Below are 17,352 nucleotides of genomic sequence, written 5' to 3' on the forward strand. Positions count from 1 at the left end.
TAGGCTATTTGTTTTTACGGCGTCGGTGGTTTAGGCTCAAAACCACACAGATGCTCCCAATAAATGCCAATATCAGCCCCCCAAATATGACCGGATTGCCTAGTGTCTCACTCTTGAGGTTAAAAAATACACCAATGATCACCACCATTAGGCCGGCGATCAATAGAGTGATGGAATTACCAAAATTAAAATTCACGTAATTTTAAGATAACTGATTTATAGTGTAAAGGTACAAAAAAACGGAAGAGCGCAGAGCCCTTCCGTTTTATGTGCTAGGGCCTTGTTATATTACCTGGGTTTTTCCTGGAATGGCCACTGGGTAAAATCCTTCGGAATCGGGAACGATCTTGGGCATAGCATCCCAAGCCAAGGTATCGGGGAACAAGTTGATTTTTGAGTTGAGGGCTTCATCCCATTTAATAAGCTTGCCCGAATAGGTAGCCATACGTCCCATGATGGCCGTCATGGTACTTTTAGCGGCGTTTTCGGCATCGGCATATTTATATTCACCCTTGGCGATAGCTGCAAACAATTCATCATGCTCTACCTGATATGGGTTTTTATCGTTCTTGCCATTATGGCTGTACAAGGCATTACCCTTATAGTCCTTCAGGACGGTACGCTTGCTGTCGAAGCTATCGATACGTCCTTTAGTACCTACAAATGCCTCATCGACGCGGTTCCAGGTACCCTGAAATTGACGGCATTGACTCGAAATAACGGTCCCATCGGCATATACCATGTCGAGTAAATGGTGGTCAAATATCTCCCCGTATTCCTTACCATCGCGCACCTCGCGGCCCCCAGTTCCCTGGATCTCTACCGGATAGCTACCTTTTATCCAGTTGGCAACGTCAATATTGTGTACATGTTGTTCGGATATATGGTCTCCACATAGCCAGTTGAAATAGTACCAGTTACGCATCTGATATTCCATTTCGGTGTATTCGGGCTTGCGTTCACGCATCCAAGGGCTGCTGCCGACCCAGTACACCTGGCCACCGACGATGTCGCCGATCGCCCCATCCTGAATTCTTTTGATAGCCTCCCTGTAGTTCGCTTGGTAATGGCGTTGTAAGCCTACTACCACGTTTAGCTTTTTACGCTTGGCTTCCTCGGCTACTTCCAGCACCTTTCTGATCCCCGGGGCGTCTGTAGCCACGGGTTTCTCCATAAATATCTGTTTGTTATTCTTTACGGCTTCTTCAAAATGCCAAGGGCGAAAGCCGGGAGGAGTAGCCAATATGACTACATCCACTTCTTTGAGGGCTATGGCCTTCTTATAGGCGTCGAAACCAACAAATTTGTTATGGTCGGGTACGTTTACCTTCGTTTTGATGTCCACAGGGGCACCAGCTGCGTTGGTATATTTTTTGGCTGTTAAGTTTTTATAGGAGCCGTCGAGCCGATCCTGAAAGGCGTCGGCCATGGCCACGATCTGTACGTTTTGAGTGGTACTCAGCGCTTGGGCAGCGGCACCAGTTCCCCGGCCCCCACATCCAATTAAAGCAACCCTGATGACGTCGTCTACCGAATGGTTCAGGCCTTTCCCCGCAACGGGGTTCAGCAAGGCCCCACCGGCAATGACCCCGGATGCCTTTAGGAAGTTTCTTCTGTTCTGATTCATTATGGTTAAAAGGTTAGTTAAAAGTTAAGGATTAATAATCTTCAATGAGGGTAGGATTGTAATAGGCCTCAATTTCAGCTTTAGAAGGCACCTTTACCGGGCGAACTACTCTAAACCCAACGAAAGATGCACTCGTCATCCACCATTCACTCTTAGGCAACTGGGGGTCTAGTATCTTCCATTCAGGTTTGGAGGCGGTACGCGCAGCACTCCTGAGGTCCTCGGCGTCGTCGTCCCAGGAACCGCCACGTACGGCAGTAGGGTATAGCTCTTTTACTGGGGCATATTTCTCTCCGTTGGGTTTGTTGCCGTAATAGTCGGGAATGTACTGGTCCAAAGTCCACTCCATCACGTTCCCGTGCATGTCATGAAGGCCCCAGGCATTGGGTTTTTTAAGGCCAATATTTTTGTAGGCGCCATCGCTATTCTTGCTGTACCAAGCGTATTCGTCGAGCTTAGAGGCGTCGTCACCAAATGAATAGGCGGTTTGGCTTCCTGCCCTACAGGCATATTCCCATTCGGCTTCTGTAGGTAATCGGTAGAAAATCCCTGTTTTGTCATATAGCCATTTACAGAAGTAGATAGCGGCATATTGGGTCATATTAATGGCCGGATAATGTTCCCTTCCCATCCCAAAGGACATGTCCACATAGGGGGGGCTAGGACGGGTACTGGCATCGGTTTTTACTACACTCTTCTCTGGGTCTGGGTGCCTTGCTGCCATTTCTTTTTCCATATTCTTAAAAGAATACAGATCGTAAATGTCCCAGGATACTTCATATTTACCCATCCAAAAAGGTTCGATTTTGACCTTATGCTGTGGGCCTTCGTCGTCTTGATGCCCCTTTTCGGAGGCAGGACTGCCCATGGTAAACTCCCCTCCGGGAATGGCTACCATGTCGTAAACTTGCGGGCTACCGCCTATTACCTGCGTGTAATTTTTGAAATCTTTGGTTTGAGAATAAGATAAGTTACCAAGAAATGTTAATGGGATTAGGAAAAGAAATTTTTTGTACATGATCATTTGATGTGTTCAATAAGAAACAACTAACTTTATATAAGGAGCAATATTATCGTTTTTACCTTAGTAAAACGAATTTTTTCTTTGATAACTATCCTACCTTTGTACAAACAGAATTAGATTTTATTATATGAATTATCTTTCAGCAGAAAATCTTGCGAAGTCATTTGCAGATAAATGGCTTTTTAAAAATATTAATTTTGGTATTAGCAAAGGAGACAAAATCGCACTCATCGGGACCAATGGAACGGGGAAGACTACCTTCCTGAATATACTCACTGGGAAGCTTCCTCCTAGTGAAGGTTCGGTAAGTCTGCGGAAAGACACCCGGGTGGGCTACCTCGATCAAAGTCCCGCTTTCGATGAGACGATGCAAGTGATGGACGTCATCTTTTCGTCGGCCAATCCCGTAGCCCAGGTCGTTAAGAAGTATGAAGAGGCTCTGGAAGCCCATGACGACCAGGCCATGATGGCGCTTATGGAAGATATGGATAGTCTTAATGCTTGGGACTTCGAGTCGAAAACCAAGGAGATTCTGGGCCGACTGGGCATTCACCATACCGATAGCCTGTATGGGACCCTCTCTGGAGGGCAGCGCAAACGCGTGGCATTGGCCAAGATTTTGCTCGAAGAGCCCGATTTGCTGATTCTCGATGAACCTACCAACCATTTGGATCTGGATACCGTAGAATGGTTGGAAAACTATTTGAATACCTCCAATACCACCTTGCTGGTAGTGACCCACGACCGGTATTTCTTGGACACCGTGTGTAACCAAGTGCTGGAGTTGGACCATGGCTCTGCTTATACTTATAAAGGGAATTACTCTTATTTCCTCGAGAAAAAGGCGGAAAGAGAGGAAATAGAAGCGGCAGGAATCGATAAGGCGCGTAACCTGATGCGCAAGGAGCTCGACTGGATCCGCCGCCAACCAAAGGCCAGGGGTACCAAAGCAAAATATAGGGTGGATGCCTTTGAGGAACTAAAGGAAAAAGCCAGTCAGAAAAAATTTGATGCTCAGTTGGAGTTAAATGTGCGTACCTCTAGGCTGGGTAGTAAGATTGTAGAACTCGATAAGGTGAGCAAAGGCTTCGGTGACCGGCAGCTCATTAAGGATTTTGAATATACTTTCCGTAAGGGGGACCGGCTTGGAATTGTTGGTAAAAATGGGATGGGAAAATCTACCCTGCTCAATATGATTATGGGAGAACTGGAACCCGATAGCGGCAAGGTCGTAACCGGCGAAACGGTACAATTTGGCTATTATCGACAGTCAGATATGGTTTTCGATGACAATCAACGGGTGATCGATGTGGTGAAGGATGTGGCTGAGGTAGTGCGGCTAGGTACTGGTGAGACGGTAACCGTCACCCATTTGTTGCAGGCTTTCTTGTTTACTCCCGAAAAACAATACGATTTTGTGGCTAAGCTCAGCGGGGGAGAAAAGCGTAGACTTCAGCTGTTGTTGATTTTGATGAAGGAACCCAATTTCCTAATTCTCGATGAGCCTACCAACGATTTGGACATCAGTAGTCTCAATGTCATTGAGGAGTTTTTGGCGACGTTCCCAGGTTGCCTGATGATCGTTTCCCACGACAGATACTTCCTGGATCGTCTCGTCGAACATATCTTTGTCTTCGAAGGAGAAGGGAAAATTAGTGACTTCCCTGGCAATTATTCTGAACTTAGGGAGTATCAGGATGAGCAGAAACTGGAACAAAAGGCCAATCCTGTCAAAGAAGTGGTGGCTAAGCCTGTAGAACAGCCCGTAGTTCAGGCTTCCAAAAGGAAATTGAGCTATAAGGAGAAACAAGAGTTCGAGGGCTTAGAAGCTGAAATGGCTAGCCTGGAGCAGAAAAAAGCAAAGTTGATAGAACAACTTAGCCAGGGAGGCTCTCATGAGGAACTTACCCAATGGGCCCGCGAAATTGAAGAGGCAACCAACACCCTGGAAGAAAGGGAATTGCGGTGGTTAGAGCTCTCTGAAAGCGTTTAGCGATCGGCTCCCATGACCATTTACTGTTCTTTGTGTACCAAATAAAAACAATATGAATTCGATTATAGACTTTTTTCAATACCTGCTCAATTCGGAGGAGTTGATACGAACGGGTGGGTTAATGGTAATAACTTTTATTGTATTTGCAGAAAATGGTCTTTTTTTCGCATTTTTCCTGCCCGGCGACTATTTGGTGTTCCTGGCGGGGGTTTTCTGTGGAACTGGCTTGTTGGAAGTGCCTATAGCTATTCTACTCATTTGTTTGTTTACCGCGGCCGTATTGGGGTCTTTGTTAGGATATGTTTTTGGTAAGTATTTCAGTGGCATGTTCGAAAACAGAAAGGACTCTTTATTCTTCAAAAAGAAGCATATCGAAACCACCAAGGAGTATTTTCTACGATACGGAAGTAGAACACTGATTATCAGTCGTTTTTTGCCCATTGTTCGCACCTTTGCCCCTATTTTGGCAGGGCTGGTCAAGATGCCATTTCCCTATTTTTTGTTTAATAATGTGGCTGGAGCGGCCATTTGGATAGGATTGCTCACAGGGGGCGGCTTCCTGTTTGGAGAACGCTTTCCTTGGATTGTCGACTACGTTCATTATATCATCCTCTTCTTTTTGGCTATTACCACTTTTACAGTCATCAAGGGATATCTTAATTCTCGTAAGGAACTCAAAGGGTGACCCAGCGACAAGGCCAGGCCGTTAGTGTTCGGCTTGGCCTTGTTCGGCCCCTTCCTCCTTAAACCAACCCGAATAAGTTATGTAGTTATTGGCGGTTCTATCAATGGCGGCATTCAGCTCTGGAGAGACATCCTTCAAGTATTTGGCGGGATTACCGGCATAAATGGTCCCCGGGGGTACTTTGGTGCCTTGGGTAACGATGGCCCCTGCCGCTACAATGGCCCCGCTCCCTATTACGGCCCCATCCATCACAATGGCCCCCATGCCAATAAGCACATGATCCTCGATGGTACAGCCATGGACGATGGCATTATGCGCTACCGATACATAATTGCCGATCTGGGTGGCAAACCGCTGGTAGGTACAGTGTACCACGGCTCCGTCCTGGATATTGGAATGATGGCCTATACGGATGCTGTTGACGTCGCCACGAACTACGGCATTGAACCAGACCGTACAATGGGAGCCAAAAATAACATCGCCCACGATGGTGGCATTGTCGGCCAGCCAGCCCTCTTCTCCAAAACTTGGAGCCTTACCCTTTACAGATTTTATAAGTGCCATTCCTTTATTATTTTTTGTTTTGGGCCACAGCAGAATCCAAGTTTCACAATAAAATATCCATAGAACTGCCCTGGAAGTCCCCAATTTAAAATAAAATTAAATATATTGAGGTTTAAAGTAACATTGAAAACGGAATATATTCTGGAATGCAGCAAATAAACAAGGGGAGTATCTTGATAGCCCAGCCTTATCTGGGGGATCCCAATTTTGAGCGGGGTGCGGTACTAATCTGTGAGTATGCCGTGGAGGGTTGTTTCGGTTTTGTCCTCAACCAACCTACAAACCTCCTGTTGAGCGATGTGCTCGAGGAGTCTATCTATCAGGAGGTTCCCCTCTACCTTGGCGGACCCGTAGAAAAAAATACTTTGCATTATATTCACCGCCGCCCCGACCTGATAGACGAAGGGGTGGAGATTATGGATGGGCTATATTGGGGGGGGGATTTCGACAGAGTAAAAACGCTGATTAATATCAATACCTTAACCCCGGAAGACATCCGTTTCTTTATTGGCTATTCGGGTTGGGGAACGGGGCAGATAGAAGACGAAATGGAGGCCCAAACATGGATTGTTACCAAAGTAACGGCAGACTTCCTTTTCAATACCCCTGCCGATCAATTTTGGCGAGCCGTGCTTCGCGAAATGGGCGGCGAATACCGTTCCATGTCCCATTATCCTATCGACCCCCGTCTCAACTAAGCCCTATTCGCCTTAGTTTTGGTGAATCGTTCCTTGTATCGATTCATAGTCCGACTTAATTCTCCCCATTTCCTTCGTCAGGAATAGCTGCAGCTGGGTGTTGAATTCCTTTTGTTCTTCTTCATTTAGGCTAGCGTACAGGGCTTTGAGCTCCAGGTTGATCGCCGCACGTTCTTGTTCATCGGCAGCGTTCATAGATCGTATATGGAATCGTTTAAAATCGAATTGCATATTGATAGTGGTTTGGTTTACGCTACAAAGTTCGCCGTTAATCCTTGAAAATGGAACAATTAGCCCTGTAAATAATCCGTTTACCTACTAATTTTAAGATTTACCTTTCCATTCCTGAACGAGAAGGAGCTTCAAAGCGTTAAAAAACGATAGATTAATCCATTTTATGAATAGAACATTTTTCTTTGTAGCCTTAACCCTCATTCTCTTTGCGATAGATTGGTACGTTTGGACCGGCTTACGCCTGGCCATTCGAAATTTTGGTCCTCAGAGCCAGCGCTGGATTGGCCTCGGTTACTGGCTGCTTACGGCCCTGACTCTATTGGCCTATTTGGCGATGCAAATATTGCCTCCCGATACCTTCGGAAGGACTACTCGTATATTTATAATCGCTTTTATATCGATTCCCTACCTTTCGAAGCTATTGGCCGTGTTGATCCTCTTGGTCGATGAGTTGCGCCGTATTTTTCAATGGGGGGCTAGCCTGCTATTCCCGTCAGTAGCCGATACGGTTCCAGCAACTGGGGAAAAAGTCATTCCCCGGTCCGAATTTCTGGCGCAGACGGCCCTGATAGCCGGCACCGGGCTTATGGGGACTTTCACTTTTGGAATCCTTTCTGGTGCACACGACTACCGGATTCGTCGGGTAACGGTGCCCCTAAAAAACTTACCCAAGGCCTTCGATGGCATCAAGATAGCCCAACTTTCGGATATTCATTCAGGGAGTTTTTTCAATAAAACGGCCGTGAAAGGTGGGGTGGAAATGTTGATGAAAGAGAAACCCGATATCGCTTTCTTTACGGGCGATCTCGTCAACGATCGGGCCGAAGAGGTGAGGGACTATATCGATATATTCGACAAGTTAAAAGCACCTCTGGGTGTTCATTCTACCCTGGGCAATCACGACTATGGCGACTACGTACAATGGGGCTCCGATGAGAGGAAGGCTCGGAATTTGAATGACCTTAAGAAGGCTCACGAGCTGTTGGGCTGGAAACTAATGCTCGACGAAAATAGGGCTATTCGGGTCGATGGAGAGGAAATAGGACTCATTGGTATCCAAAATTGGGGTGCCGGTAATTTTGCCAAATATGGCAATCTCGACAAGGCCTATGCAGGTAGTGAGGACTTTCCCGTTAAGTTATTGCTTTCTCACGATCCCAGTCATTGGAGGGCTCAGGTGCTGCCCAAGTATTCCGATATCGATGTCGCCTTTGCCGGGCATACCCATGGAATGCAGTTTGGGGTAGAAATTGGAGCCTTAAAATGGAGCCCAGTGCAGTATCGCTATAAGGAATGGGGTGGGTTGTACCAAGAAAAAGATCAGTACATCTATGTCAACAGGGGTTTTGGCTATATTGGCTATCCAGGCAGGGTGGGTATACTACCCGAAATTACCATCATGGAATTAGTACGGGCCTAGGAATCCTGATTGATAGATACTGTATCTGTTTTTTAATCGTTATTAGTACATCTTTTTATTCGACATAACCCGATGAAAAAACGAATTAGAACTTTTATTGTCTGCTGTTTATTATTAGGGCTTAATGCCCCTGTTTGGGCCCTTTCGCCGGAAAGTACGGCTCAGGTGGAGCAACAATGGGGGAAGAAAAAGAAATACAAAGGGTATAAGAAGCCTAAGTCTAAAAAGTTTCTGGGAATTTTTAAAAGGAAGACCGATTGTGGTTGTCCTAACAAGTAAAATATACCCTCATCCAGCACGTTCATTAAAGTCAGTTACCTGGTATTATGGTCCTTAGTGGCCGGACACCCTGAAAATGGTAACGTATTTTATATAAATTTCAAGGTAAGCAAGAACACCAAACTGAAAGGATTTGGTAGGATTTGCTTACTTTTGTGTTTTCTAACCATCTAATTTCGGCATTGTTAGCCAATCTTAATGAAAATTAATCTTCAGAACCAGGATCTCTTCGAAAATCGTCACCACGGAAAAGACGACGAAGAACTACAAGGTATGTTGGATGTGGTAGGTGCATCGAGTTTGGACGAATTAATAGACCAAACATTGCCCGCCACCATTCGGTTACAGAAACCTTTGAATTTGCCCAGCCCTAAGACCGAACAGGCTTTTCTAAAAGGTATCAAGAAGATTGCCAGAAAGAATTTGTTGTTCAAATCTTATATTGGTGGCGGATACTACGATACCATCACTCCAAATGTAATATTAAGAAACATTTTGGAAAACCCTGCTTGGTACACGGCCTATACGCCGTACCAGGCGGAGATTGCCCAAGGGCGTCTAGAAATGCTCCTGAATTTTCAGACTCTGGTGACGGATCTGACTGGGATGGAAATTGCCAACGGATCCTTATTGGATGAGGCTACTGCGGCAGCAGAGGCCATGACGATGTTTTATGCCGTTAAACCCGCTGCCAAAAAGCAGGCGAATACTTTTTTCGTCTCGGAGCTATGCCACCCACAAACCATCGACTTAGTTCATACCCGGGCTACTCCGGTGGGTATTAAGGTGGTAGTAGGCGACCATACCCAGGTAGACCTGCAGGATGAAAGCCTTTATGGTGCTTTGCTGCAATATCCTGCCAATAATGGAGAGGTAATAGACTACACCGATTTCATTGCTCAAGCGCATGAAGCCAACATACTAGTGGCTACTGCGGCCGATTTACTGTCCCTTGCCCTGTTGAAGTCGCCCGGTGAAATGGGCGCCGATGCCGTGGTGGGATCCTCCCAGCGCTTCGGTGTTCCTATGGGCTATGGCGGACCGCATGCAGCATTTTTTGCTACGCGCGCCGAGTACAAGAGAAGCTTACCGGGCCGTATCATCGGGGTGTCGGTAGACGCCGAAGGAAACCGTGCCCTACGCATGGCGCTACAGACCAGAGAGCAACATATACGTAGAGAGAAGGCTACTTCCAATATTTGTACCGCTCAGGTTCTTTTGGCGGTTATTGCCGCCGGATACGCCGTATATCATGGTCCGGAAGGAATCAAAAACATTGCCTTAAGGGTGCATGGCCTCACTCAACTCTTTGTGAATACCATCACTCAGTTTCACTATAAGGTGCTTACCGACCAGTATTTCGATACGGTAACCATCGAAACTCCATTGGGCCCTAAGCTCAAGGAACAAGCCGAAAAATGGGGGGTTAACCTAGGGTATAATAAGAATGGAACGGTCACCGTAGCCATGGATGAGGCCAAAACCTTTTCTGATGTGATTGACCTGCTCAATATCTTTGCGGAAGTATCGGGCTTCTCTGGCGAAATGGTGATTGAGGAGGAGGTAGAGTCGGGCCTTGCGGAGTCTTTACTACGCCAGTCGCCTTACCTAACCCACCCGGTGTTCAATACCCACCATACCGAGCACGAGATGCTGCGGTACCTGAAAGTGTTGGAGAACAAAGACCTTTCTTTGGTGCACTCGATGATCTCCCTGGGCAGCTGTACCATGAAGCTCAATGCTACCGCGGAAATGATCCCGTTGACTTGGCCCGAATTTGCCAATATACATCCTTTTGCTCCTACTGCCCAGGTGGGTGGTTACGCTCAGTTGATCATAGAGCTCAATGCCTGGTTGTGTGAGATCACCGGCTTCGCAGCCATGTCGTTCCAGCCTAACTCGGGCGCTCAAGGGGAATATGCCGGACTGATGGCCATCAGGGCCTATCATGCTAGCCGTGGGGATCAGCACCGAAATGTAGCCTTAATCCCGGCCTCAGCACATGGTACCAACCCAGCCTCCGCAGTGATGGCGGGAATGAAGGTGGTCGTAACCAAATGCGATCAAAAGGGAAATATCGATGTAGCCGACTTAAAGGCCAAGGCCGAACTCCATGCCAATAACCTGGCCTGTTTGATGGTGACTTATCCTTCTACACATGGGGTATATGAAGAGAGTATTATAGAAATCTGTGAGGTGATTCATTCCCACGGAGGACAGGTGTATATGGATGGGGCCAATATGAATGCCCAGGTAGGCCTTACGAGCCCTGCCAGCATAGGAGCCGATGTTTGCCACCTAAACCTACATAAGACCTTCTGCATACCTCATGGAGGAGGTGGACCTGGCGTAGGACCCATAGGGGTAGCGGAGCACTTGGTGCCCTTCCTTCCTAGCCATGTAAGCTATAACAAACTGCCGGAACATCTGGAAGATGGTCAGGCGGGTGCCGTATCGGCTGCGCCATATGGTAGTGCGAGTATTCTGACGATCTCCTATGCCTATATCGCGATGATGGGTGCCGAGGGACTTACCAATGCTACGAAGCTGGCGATTCTGAATGCCAACTATATTAAGGAGCGACTAAGAGAACATTATGATGTGCTTTATACCGGTACCAACGGACGCTGTGCACATGAGATGATTCTCGATTGCCGTGCCTTCAAAGCCGCTGGTATAGAAGCCGAGGACCTGGCCAAGCGGTTGATGGACTATGGCTTCCATGCGCCTACCTTATCGTTTCCGGTGGCGGGTACTTTAATGATAGAGCCTACCGAATCGGAATCTAAGGCGGAGCTGGACCGTTTCTGTGACACCATGATCGCCATTCGACAAGAAATTAGTGAAGTGCAGAACGGAGAGGCCGACCCCAAAGATAATGTCCTTAAAAATGCGCCCCATACCATGCGGGTAGTGATGGATGAGGCATGGGCCAGGTCTTATAGCCGTGAGAAGGCGGTTTTCCCCCTTCCACATCTACGTTTCAACAAGTTTTGGCCTAGTGTGAGCCGGGTCGACAGCGCATATGGCGACAGAAACCTAATATGTGCTTGTATTCCCGTAGAGGCTTATGCTGAGGTAGAGTAGCGCTTATAAGGATGACCTTTAAAAAAAGGGAGATAGGGCTTAGGCTTTATCTCCCTTTTTTGATGAGATAAGCCAGTTGCAGCTTATGCCGACCCTACACTAACGGGAGCCCAGTGTTGCCGGAATAGGGCTGCTGATACAAATGGGTAATTACCTCAACTCTTTTTTAAGGGGCCTTTCAGCCGTATCGACTTGAGGTATAAAAAAACAGGTGAACTACCCTCTGGTAATTCACCTGTTTGAATATTGGGTGATATGGACTTAGAAGTGCCGCTCCCCAATTTCCCTTTTACCCAGCATCACGGCGCCTATCATGGCTACCAGTAGCAGGATGGAGATAAGCTCGAAGGGCAATAGATAGTCTTTAAAAAGCAGATGGCCCAGGCTTTCGATCATCCCTACTTGCGATTGATAGGACTGAGGGTCAAAAGCTGGAATGGCTGTTTTGCGGTAAGCACCAAATAGAATTACAAAAACAGTACCTCCTACGATGGTACCGGCTATTTTAGTAAGATTGGCTTTGGTTTCCACTTCATCCTGCTTCATGTTCAGGAACATAATTACGAAGAGGAAGAGTACCATAATGGCCCCGGCATAGACGATGATGTTCACCGCCGCTAAGAATTGGGCATTGAGCAGTATATAATGCCCCGACAGGGTAAAGAACGTCAGGATCAGGTACAATACGCTGTGTATGGGGTTCTTTGCCACCACTACCATCAAGGCACTAAAGACGGTAAGGAAGGAAAGGAAGTAGAAAAAGGATATCGACGGATTCATAATTTTAGAAATAAGTGTCTGCCAGAATGGGTAAATGATGTCAGGGAACGGGACGAGGAGTGACGTTGGTAACCTCTCCGTTGGCACGTTTGTCGTCGAGGGCCTTGGCCTCTTCCTTGGTCCATGCTTCGCGGGTATAGCGGTTGTTCATATCTTCTACCAGCAAGTCTTTCCCCCATATCACCTGGTCGCGGTCGGTAAATACGGGTACAAATTCGTCGTGGCGTAGGTAAACGGCCTGTTTAGGGCAGGCCTCTTCGCATAGTCCACAGAAGATACAGCGTAACATATTTACCTCGTAAACGGCGGCGTATTTCTCCTCACGGTACAGGTTTTCTTCTCCTTTTTCGCGCTCGGCAGCCACCATCGATATCGCTTCGGCGGGACAGGCCACGGCACAAAGGCCACAAGCGGTGCACCGTTCCTTGCCATCGGCATCTCTTTTGAGGATATGGCGTCCCCGAAAGACGGGCCCCAGGTATCTTTTAACCTCCGGGTATTCTATGGTTACCTTTTTGGCAAAAAAGTGCTTTATGGTAATTCCAAGACCCGTCGCAATGGCAGGCAGGTAGGCCCTTTCCATAAAGGTCATTTCTTTATTGCTTACTTGCTTTGAGCGGTTGGTCAATTGCATGGCAATGTCATTTTATTAAGTTATACGCGCTACTTAAGGTAGGGTATAAGGTTCTGTTTCAGTTACTAGGTGATCCGGTGGTATCGGTGTTCCGGACAGGCTTAATTCAATATCTGTGTGATAATTGGCTTAAGGAAAAGGATACCGGCGGCCGTCAATATAATATTGATGATAGCCAAAGGAATCAATTTTTTCCAGCCCAGGTTCATCAGCTGATCGTAGCGGAAACGAGGGATAGTCCAACGAACCCACATATAGAAAAATACAAAGAATAAGGCCTTACCAAAGAATACGGCCGTACCGATCAAGGTAGCGATGTTATGGCCGGTGGCAGTGCCCATGGCCGAGGTCAGTTGATTGTACACCCAGTCCATACCAGGATAGTTATAGCCACCGAAATAGAGGGTAGATATAATGGCCGACGAAATGAACATGTTGATGTATTCGGCAAAGAGGTAAAAGCCTAACTTCATACTTCCGTATTCGGTATGGTAGCCCCCTACGAGTTCGGTTTCACACTCGGGTAAGTCGAAGGGTACTCGGTTACATTCGGCGAAGGAGCAGGTAAGGAAGATGATAAAGCCTAGGGGTTGGTAAAAGATATTCCAGTTGCCTCCATGCTGTTGTGAGACGATCTCGCCCAGCGATAGGGAGCTGCTCATCATGAGCACGGCGATCAGGGAGAGCCCCATGGCGATCTCGTAGCTAATATTCTGTGACGCGGCACGGATGGCACCGAGTAGGGAGAATTTGTTGTTGGATGCCCATCCACCAATCATAATACCATACACGCCTAAGGCTACCACGCCAAAAACATACAGGATACCAATATTGGACTCTACCCCTTGCAAGGGTACCTCTACGCCATTAAACCGGAAAGTGGAGCCGAAGGGTATCACCGCACTAGCCAAAAGGGCTGTTAGCATGGCTAAGCTTGGCCCGGCAATAAACAACCATTTATTGGCCAGAGCGGGAATGAAATCTTCTTTGAAAAACATTTTACCCGCATCGGCCATGGGTTGTAGCAAGCCTCCCCAACCGGCGCGGTTAGGTCCGCGACGATCCTGGATAAATCCCGCCACCTTTCTTTCCGCCCAAGTAGAGTACATGGCTATCACCAGCGTAAGGGCAAATACGGCAACGATGGTGATCGATTTGATTGTAAATTCCGTTAATTCCATTTTTAGTCTTTATTAGGAAAATGATCTCCCCAATTACGGTTTAATTGTTTTGGTTAAGCAACGACCGGTGGTTGGCCTTGTCGTTGTTTTCAATACTTTGATGCCGGATCGTATCCTTATCGGTGACGTATTCACGGGTATCGTCGATATTTTTGAACTGCGTGGCAGCTAACTTTAAGGCGAAATCTGGTTTCTTTACGAGGTCTGAACGGTATTTGTTGGCCGAAATTACCGAGCTCCTTTTAACCTTAGTAGGGCCTTCTAACACCCAATCGCTGGTTTTTTTGCGTTCGAAGCGGCAGGTGTTGCAGATAAATTCGTTGACCTCACCCCAAGTATTCTTGCGGGCCGTTACCCGGATCACCTCGTCGCCGCGGTACCACAGTATCACCTTACCAGAACATTTGTCACAGTCACAATGGGCATCCTCGGGCTTGCTAAACCATACCCTGTTCTTGAACCGGTACGTCTTATCGGTGAGGGCTCCTACGGGGCAAACGTCGATAATATTCCCAGAGAAGTCATTGTCGATGCTCTTTTCTATGTAGGTACTGATCTCCGAGGCATCGCCACGGTTCATCACCCCATGTTCTCTTTTGTTAGTGACCTGGTCGGCGGTATACACACAGCGGTAGCAAAGTATGCAACGCGTCATATGCAGCTGCACATAAGGTCCGATATCTTTTTTCTCGAAGGTACGTCTTTCTTCTTCGTAACGGGTATGGGCTGAGCCATGCTCGAAGGCAAAGTCCTGAAGGTTACACTCTCCTGCCTGGTCGCATACGGGGCAGTCCAAGGGGTGGTTGATGAGCAAGAACTCTACGATCCCTTTTCTGGCTTCCAAAACGGCCTCGTTGGTGGTATTTTCTACGACCATTCCATCTTGTACTTGGGTGATACAGGAGGGGACTAGCTTGGGCATGGGGCGGGTATCTTTGGCCGACCCCTGGGCCACTTTTACCAAGCAGGCCCTACACTTACCACCAGAAGCCGGTAGAGGCTTGTAATAGCACATGGCAGGGGGCACTATGGAGGTCTGGCTTTGGTCAGCCTCCGCTATTTTTCGTGCAGCCTGCATAATGGTGGTACCAGGCTCCACTTCCACTTCGATGCCATCAAAGGTTATTTTAAATAATTGCGGTTTTGTCTCTTCCATGCCATTTATATTGTAAAGGGTTGCTGGGGTTGTATCGGTGCCCTCGCTCCCTATGTTCCTTTTCGGTTATTTCAATTTTTCAATACCAAAATTACACAAAAGTCCCTGGAATGTTATACCAGAGCCATATCTCCTCTGTAGGCGGCCCCAGGGGCAGTAGCCTCGCTAGGGTGTGTAATATGCCATACAAATTCATCGCGGAAATGACGAATAGCGCTGGCTACAGGCCAAGAGGCGGCGTCGCCTAGGGGGCAAATGGTGTTGCCCTCTATTTTCTTGGTAATGTCGACCAGCAGGTCTACATCATGCATGCTACCATGGCCGTGTTCTATGCGGTGCAATACCTTTTCCATCCAGCCCGTACCTTCCCGGCAGGGGCTGCATTGCCCACAGGATTCGTGGTGGTAAAACTGCGAGAAGTTCCAGGTATTTTTAACGATACAGGCCGTTTCGTCGAAGACGATAAAGCCTCCAGATCCTAGCATGGTACCGCTTGCAAAGCCTCCATCGGACAGGGATTCGTAGCTCATCAGCCGATCCTCGCCATTAGCAGTTTTCATGATCAGGTTGGCTGGTAAGATGGGTACGGAGGATCCTCCCGCTACGAGGGCTTTTAGGTGATGCCCCTTGCGAATACCGCCACAGTATTCGTCCGAGTTCATAAACTCCTCGACGCTTAGTCCGAGTTCTATTTCATAAACACCAGGCCTCTGGATATGCCCTGAGGCCGATATCAGCTTGGTACCCGTGCTCCGGCCTATGCCTATCTGAGCGTAAGCTTCGCCACCATTATTGACGATCCACGGCATATTAGAAATAGACTCCACGTTATTAACCACGGTAGGGCATTGATAGAGTCCTTTTACTGCCGGGAATGGAGGTTTGTTACGAGGGTTTCCTCGCTTACCTTCCAAAGATTCTAATAAGGCGGTTTCTTCTCCGCAAATGTAGGCTCCACCACCAGGCTGTACTACCAGCTCAAGGTCGTAGCCCGAACCTAATATATTCTTGCCTAAGAAGCCTTTGGCTTTCGCTTCTTCGATGGCTTTTTCTAAAATTCGGATCACATACATCAGCTCGCCCCGCACATAGATAAAGGACTTGTTTGCACCCAAGGCAAAGCTGGAGACGATCATCCCCTCTATCAGAAGGTGAGGGATCGTTTTCATCAGATAGTGATCTTTGAAGGTCCCCGGCTCCGATTCGTCGGCGTTGCATACCAAGTAACGGGGGACGCCCTCGGGCTTAGCCAGAAAGCCCCATTTCATTCCCATCGGGAAGCCTGCACCTCCCCGGCCTCTCACTCCCGATTTCTTCGCCTCTTCCACTACCTCCTCAGGAGACATGCTTTTGATTGCCTTTTCAACAGCAGTATACCCGCCCTGCTTTCTATAGACGTCGAAGGTCTCGATGCCGGGTACATGAATATGTTCTGTTAATATTTTTCTAGCCATTTCAGGATTTAATTAGCTGCTTTTGACTCGCTTTATTTGCTTAGTTCGTCAATAATTTCGTCTACTTTTTCATTGGTAAGGTTCATATAATATTTTTCCCTCACCTGAAAAACGGGACCCCAACCGCAAGCGGCTAGGCATTCCACTTCTTTGATGGTAAATTTCCCATCGGCAGTCGTTTCTCCTGGGTTAATTCCCAGTTTTTGACGAAGGTGGGCATAGACCTCTTCTCCACCCATCAGGCAACAAGGGCCAGTTCGGCAATACTCGATGACATGTTTCCCTACGGGTTCGAGGTGGTACATGGTATAAAAAGAGGCCACCTCATAGACTTCTACGGGTTTGATGTCCAACATTTCGGCCACATAGTCCATGGCTTCGCTACTCACCCAGCCCCATTGCTCTTGTACTAGGTGTAGTAAGGGAAGCAAGGCCGATTTCTGGCGACCTTCGGGGTATCGGGCTATGATCTCTTGGGCTTTTTCGAGTCTTTCTGAGCTAAAAGCCACTGTATTGGGAGTATCGGTCATTTTTTT

The 17,352-nt window shown here is 47.5% G+C and carries 16 protein-coding genes; 5 read left to right on the forward strand and 11 right to left on the reverse strand.

The window, feature by feature from the left end; translation table 11 throughout:
- Positions 1–4: 4 nt before the first annotated feature.
- The 3 genes from CLV98_RS00740 to CLV98_RS00750 form a co-directional block, all read right to left on the reverse strand.
- The gene (locus CLV98_RS00740) at positions 5–196 is read right to left on the reverse strand and encodes a hypothetical protein (RefSeq protein ID WP_109671975.1); all 192 of its coding nucleotides are present in this window, start codon (positions 194–196) and stop codon (positions 5–7) included.
- Positions 197–283: 87 nt separating this feature from the next.
- Entirely contained in the window at positions 284–1,627 is a 1,344-nt protein-coding gene (locus CLV98_RS00745; RefSeq protein ID WP_109671977.1) for a Gfo/Idh/MocA family oxidoreductase, read from the reverse strand.
- Positions 1,628–1,658: 31 nt separating this feature from the next.
- Entirely contained in the window at positions 1,659–2,645 is a 987-nt protein-coding gene (locus CLV98_RS00750) for a formylglycine-generating enzyme family protein (protein WP_229203144.1), read from the reverse strand.
- A gap of 133 nt (positions 2,646–2,778) precedes the next feature.
- Between CLV98_RS00750 and CLV98_RS00755 the strand changes: the two genes are divergently transcribed.
- Positions 2,779–4,644, forward strand: a complete 1,866-nt coding sequence (locus CLV98_RS00755; protein ID WP_109671980.1) for an ABC-F family ATP-binding cassette domain-containing protein — start codon at positions 2,779–2,781, stop codon at positions 4,642–4,644.
- 52 nt (positions 4,645–4,696) lie between these two features.
- The gene (locus CLV98_RS00760) at positions 4,697–5,329 is read left to right on the forward strand and encodes a DedA family protein (RefSeq protein WP_109671982.1); all 633 of its coding nucleotides are present in this window, start codon (positions 4,697–4,699) and stop codon (positions 5,327–5,329) included.
- 21 nt (positions 5,330–5,350) lie between these two features.
- On the opposite strand, the gene CLV98_RS00765 is transcribed toward CLV98_RS00760, so the two are convergent.
- Positions 5,351–5,893: a gamma carbonic anhydrase family protein gene (locus CLV98_RS00765; protein WP_109671983.1), complete on the reverse strand. Its 543-nt coding sequence runs from the start codon at positions 5,891–5,893 to the stop codon at positions 5,351–5,353.
- 146 nt (positions 5,894–6,039) lie between these two features.
- Between CLV98_RS00765 and CLV98_RS00770 the strand changes: the two genes are divergently transcribed.
- Positions 6,040–6,591 (forward strand): YqgE/AlgH family protein, encoded by a 552-nt coding sequence (locus CLV98_RS00770; RefSeq protein WP_109671985.1) that lies wholly within the window; start codon positions 6,040–6,042, stop codon positions 6,589–6,591.
- Positions 6,592–6,603: 12 nt separating this feature from the next.
- Here CLV98_RS00770 and CLV98_RS00775 read toward each other — a convergent pair whose 3' ends face one another.
- A complete protein-coding gene (locus CLV98_RS00775) occupies positions 6,604–6,822 on the reverse strand; it encodes a hypothetical protein (protein ID WP_229203145.1) in 219 nt (72 codons plus the stop codon).
- Between the two features lie 166 nt (positions 6,823–6,988).
- Between CLV98_RS00775 and CLV98_RS00780 the strand changes: the two genes are divergently transcribed.
- Together CLV98_RS00780 and gcvP are read left to right on the forward strand one after the other, a co-directional pair.
- A complete protein-coding gene (locus tag CLV98_RS00780) occupies positions 6,989–8,245 on the forward strand; it encodes a metallophosphoesterase (RefSeq protein ID WP_109671988.1) in 1,257 nt (418 codons plus the stop codon).
- A gap of 477 nt (positions 8,246–8,722) precedes the next feature.
- Positions 8,723–11,611: an aminomethyl-transferring glycine dehydrogenase gene (gcvP, locus tag CLV98_RS00790; protein ID WP_109671991.1), complete on the forward strand. Its 2,889-nt coding sequence runs from the start codon at positions 8,723–8,725 to the stop codon at positions 11,609–11,611.
- A 261-nt stretch (positions 11,612–11,872) separates the two neighbouring features.
- Here the strand turns inward: gcvP and CLV98_RS00795 are convergent, their stop codons facing one another.
- From CLV98_RS00795 to nuoE, 6 genes are all read right to left on the reverse strand, one after another.
- The gene (locus CLV98_RS00795; protein WP_109671993.1) at positions 11,873–12,391 is read right to left on the reverse strand and encodes an NADH-quinone oxidoreductase subunit J family protein; all 519 of its coding nucleotides are present in this window, start codon (positions 12,389–12,391) and stop codon (positions 11,873–11,875) included.
- A gap of 40 nt (positions 12,392–12,431) precedes the next feature.
- Positions 12,432–13,025 carry a NuoI/complex I 23 kDa subunit family protein gene (locus CLV98_RS00800; protein WP_109671995.1) on the reverse strand — a complete coding sequence of 198 codons (594 nt, stop codon included), beginning with the start codon at positions 13,023–13,025 and terminating at the stop codon, positions 12,432–12,434.
- 101 nt (positions 13,026–13,126) lie between these two features.
- The gene (gene nuoH / locus CLV98_RS00805) at positions 13,127–14,206 is read right to left on the reverse strand and encodes an NADH-quinone oxidoreductase subunit NuoH (RefSeq protein ID WP_109671996.1); all 1,080 of its coding nucleotides are present in this window, start codon (positions 14,204–14,206) and stop codon (positions 13,127–13,129) included.
- 40 nt (positions 14,207–14,246) lie between these two features.
- The gene (locus tag CLV98_RS00810; RefSeq protein WP_109671998.1) at positions 14,247–15,362 is read right to left on the reverse strand and encodes an NADH-quinone oxidoreductase subunit G; all 1,116 of its coding nucleotides are present in this window, start codon (positions 15,360–15,362) and stop codon (positions 14,247–14,249) included.
- Positions 15,363–15,475: 113 nt separating this feature from the next.
- Complete coding sequence (gene nuoF, locus CLV98_RS00815; RefSeq protein ID WP_109671999.1) at positions 15,476–16,816, reverse strand: NADH-quinone oxidoreductase subunit NuoF; 1,341 nt, start codon at positions 16,814–16,816, stop codon at positions 15,476–15,478.
- A gap of 32 nt (positions 16,817–16,848) precedes the next feature.
- Positions 16,849–17,346 carry an NADH-quinone oxidoreductase subunit NuoE gene (gene nuoE, locus CLV98_RS00820; protein WP_109672001.1) on the reverse strand — a complete coding sequence of 166 codons (498 nt, stop codon included), beginning with the start codon at positions 17,344–17,346 and terminating at the stop codon, positions 16,849–16,851.
- Positions 17,347–17,352 lie beyond the last annotated feature (6 nt).

It is taken from the genome of Dyadobacter jejuensis (assembly GCF_003149085.1).
Classification (GTDB): Bacteria; Bacteroidota; Bacteroidia; order Cytophagales; family Spirosomataceae; genus Dyadobacter; species Dyadobacter jejuensis.

What these genes read in the sequence shown, in the direction of transcription:
- gcvP (WP_109671991.1), top strand. Translation starts at nt 8,723, where the DNA reads ATGAAAATTAATCTTCAGAACCAGGATCTCTTCGAAAATCGTCACCAC.
- CLV98_RS00755 (WP_109671980.1), top strand. Translation starts at nt 2,779, where the DNA reads ATGAATTATCTTTCAGCAGAAAATCTTGCGAAGTCATTTGCAGATAAA.
- CLV98_RS00770 (WP_109671985.1), top strand. Translation starts at nt 6,040, where the DNA reads ATGCAGCAAATAAACAAGGGGAGTATCTTGATAGCCCAGCCTTATCTG.
- nuoF (WP_109671999.1), bottom strand. Translation starts at nt 16,816, where the DNA reads ATGGCTAGAAAAATATTAACAGAACATATTCATGTACCCGGCATCGAG.
- nuoE (WP_109672001.1), bottom strand. Translation starts at nt 17,346, where the DNA reads ATGACCGATACTCCCAATACAGTGGCTTTTAGCTCAGAAAGACTCGAA.
- CLV98_RS00750 (WP_229203144.1), bottom strand. Translation starts at nt 2,645, where the DNA reads ATGTACAAAAAATTTCTTTTCCTAATCCCATTAACATTTCTTGGTAAC.
- CLV98_RS00795 (WP_109671993.1), bottom strand. Translation starts at nt 12,391, where the DNA reads ATGAATCCGTCGATATCCTTTTTCTACTTCCTTTCCTTCCTTACCGTC.
- CLV98_RS00775 (WP_229203145.1), bottom strand. Translation starts at nt 6,822, where the DNA reads ATGCAATTCGATTTTAAACGATTCCATATACGATCTATGAACGCTGCC.
- CLV98_RS00765 (WP_109671983.1), bottom strand. Translation starts at nt 5,893, where the DNA reads ATGGCACTTATAAAATCTGTAAAGGGTAAGGCTCCAAGTTTTGGAGAA.
- CLV98_RS00780 (WP_109671988.1), top strand. Translation starts at nt 6,989, where the DNA reads ATGAATAGAACATTTTTCTTTGTAGCCTTAACCCTCATTCTCTTTGCG.
- CLV98_RS00800 (WP_109671995.1), bottom strand. Translation starts at nt 13,025, where the DNA reads ATGCAATTGACCAACCGCTCAAAGCAAGTAAGCAATAAAGAAATGACC.
- CLV98_RS00760 (WP_109671982.1), top strand. Translation starts at nt 4,697, where the DNA reads ATGAATTCGATTATAGACTTTTTTCAATACCTGCTCAATTCGGAGGAG.
- nuoH (WP_109671996.1), bottom strand. Translation starts at nt 14,206, where the DNA reads ATGGAATTAACGGAATTTACAATCAAATCGATCACCATCGTTGCCGTA.
- CLV98_RS00810 (WP_109671998.1), bottom strand. Translation starts at nt 15,362, where the DNA reads ATGGAAGAGACAAAACCGCAATTATTTAAAATAACCTTTGATGGCATC.
- CLV98_RS00745 (WP_109671977.1), bottom strand. Translation starts at nt 1,627, where the DNA reads ATGAATCAGAACAGAAGAAACTTCCTAAAGGCATCCGGGGTCATTGCC.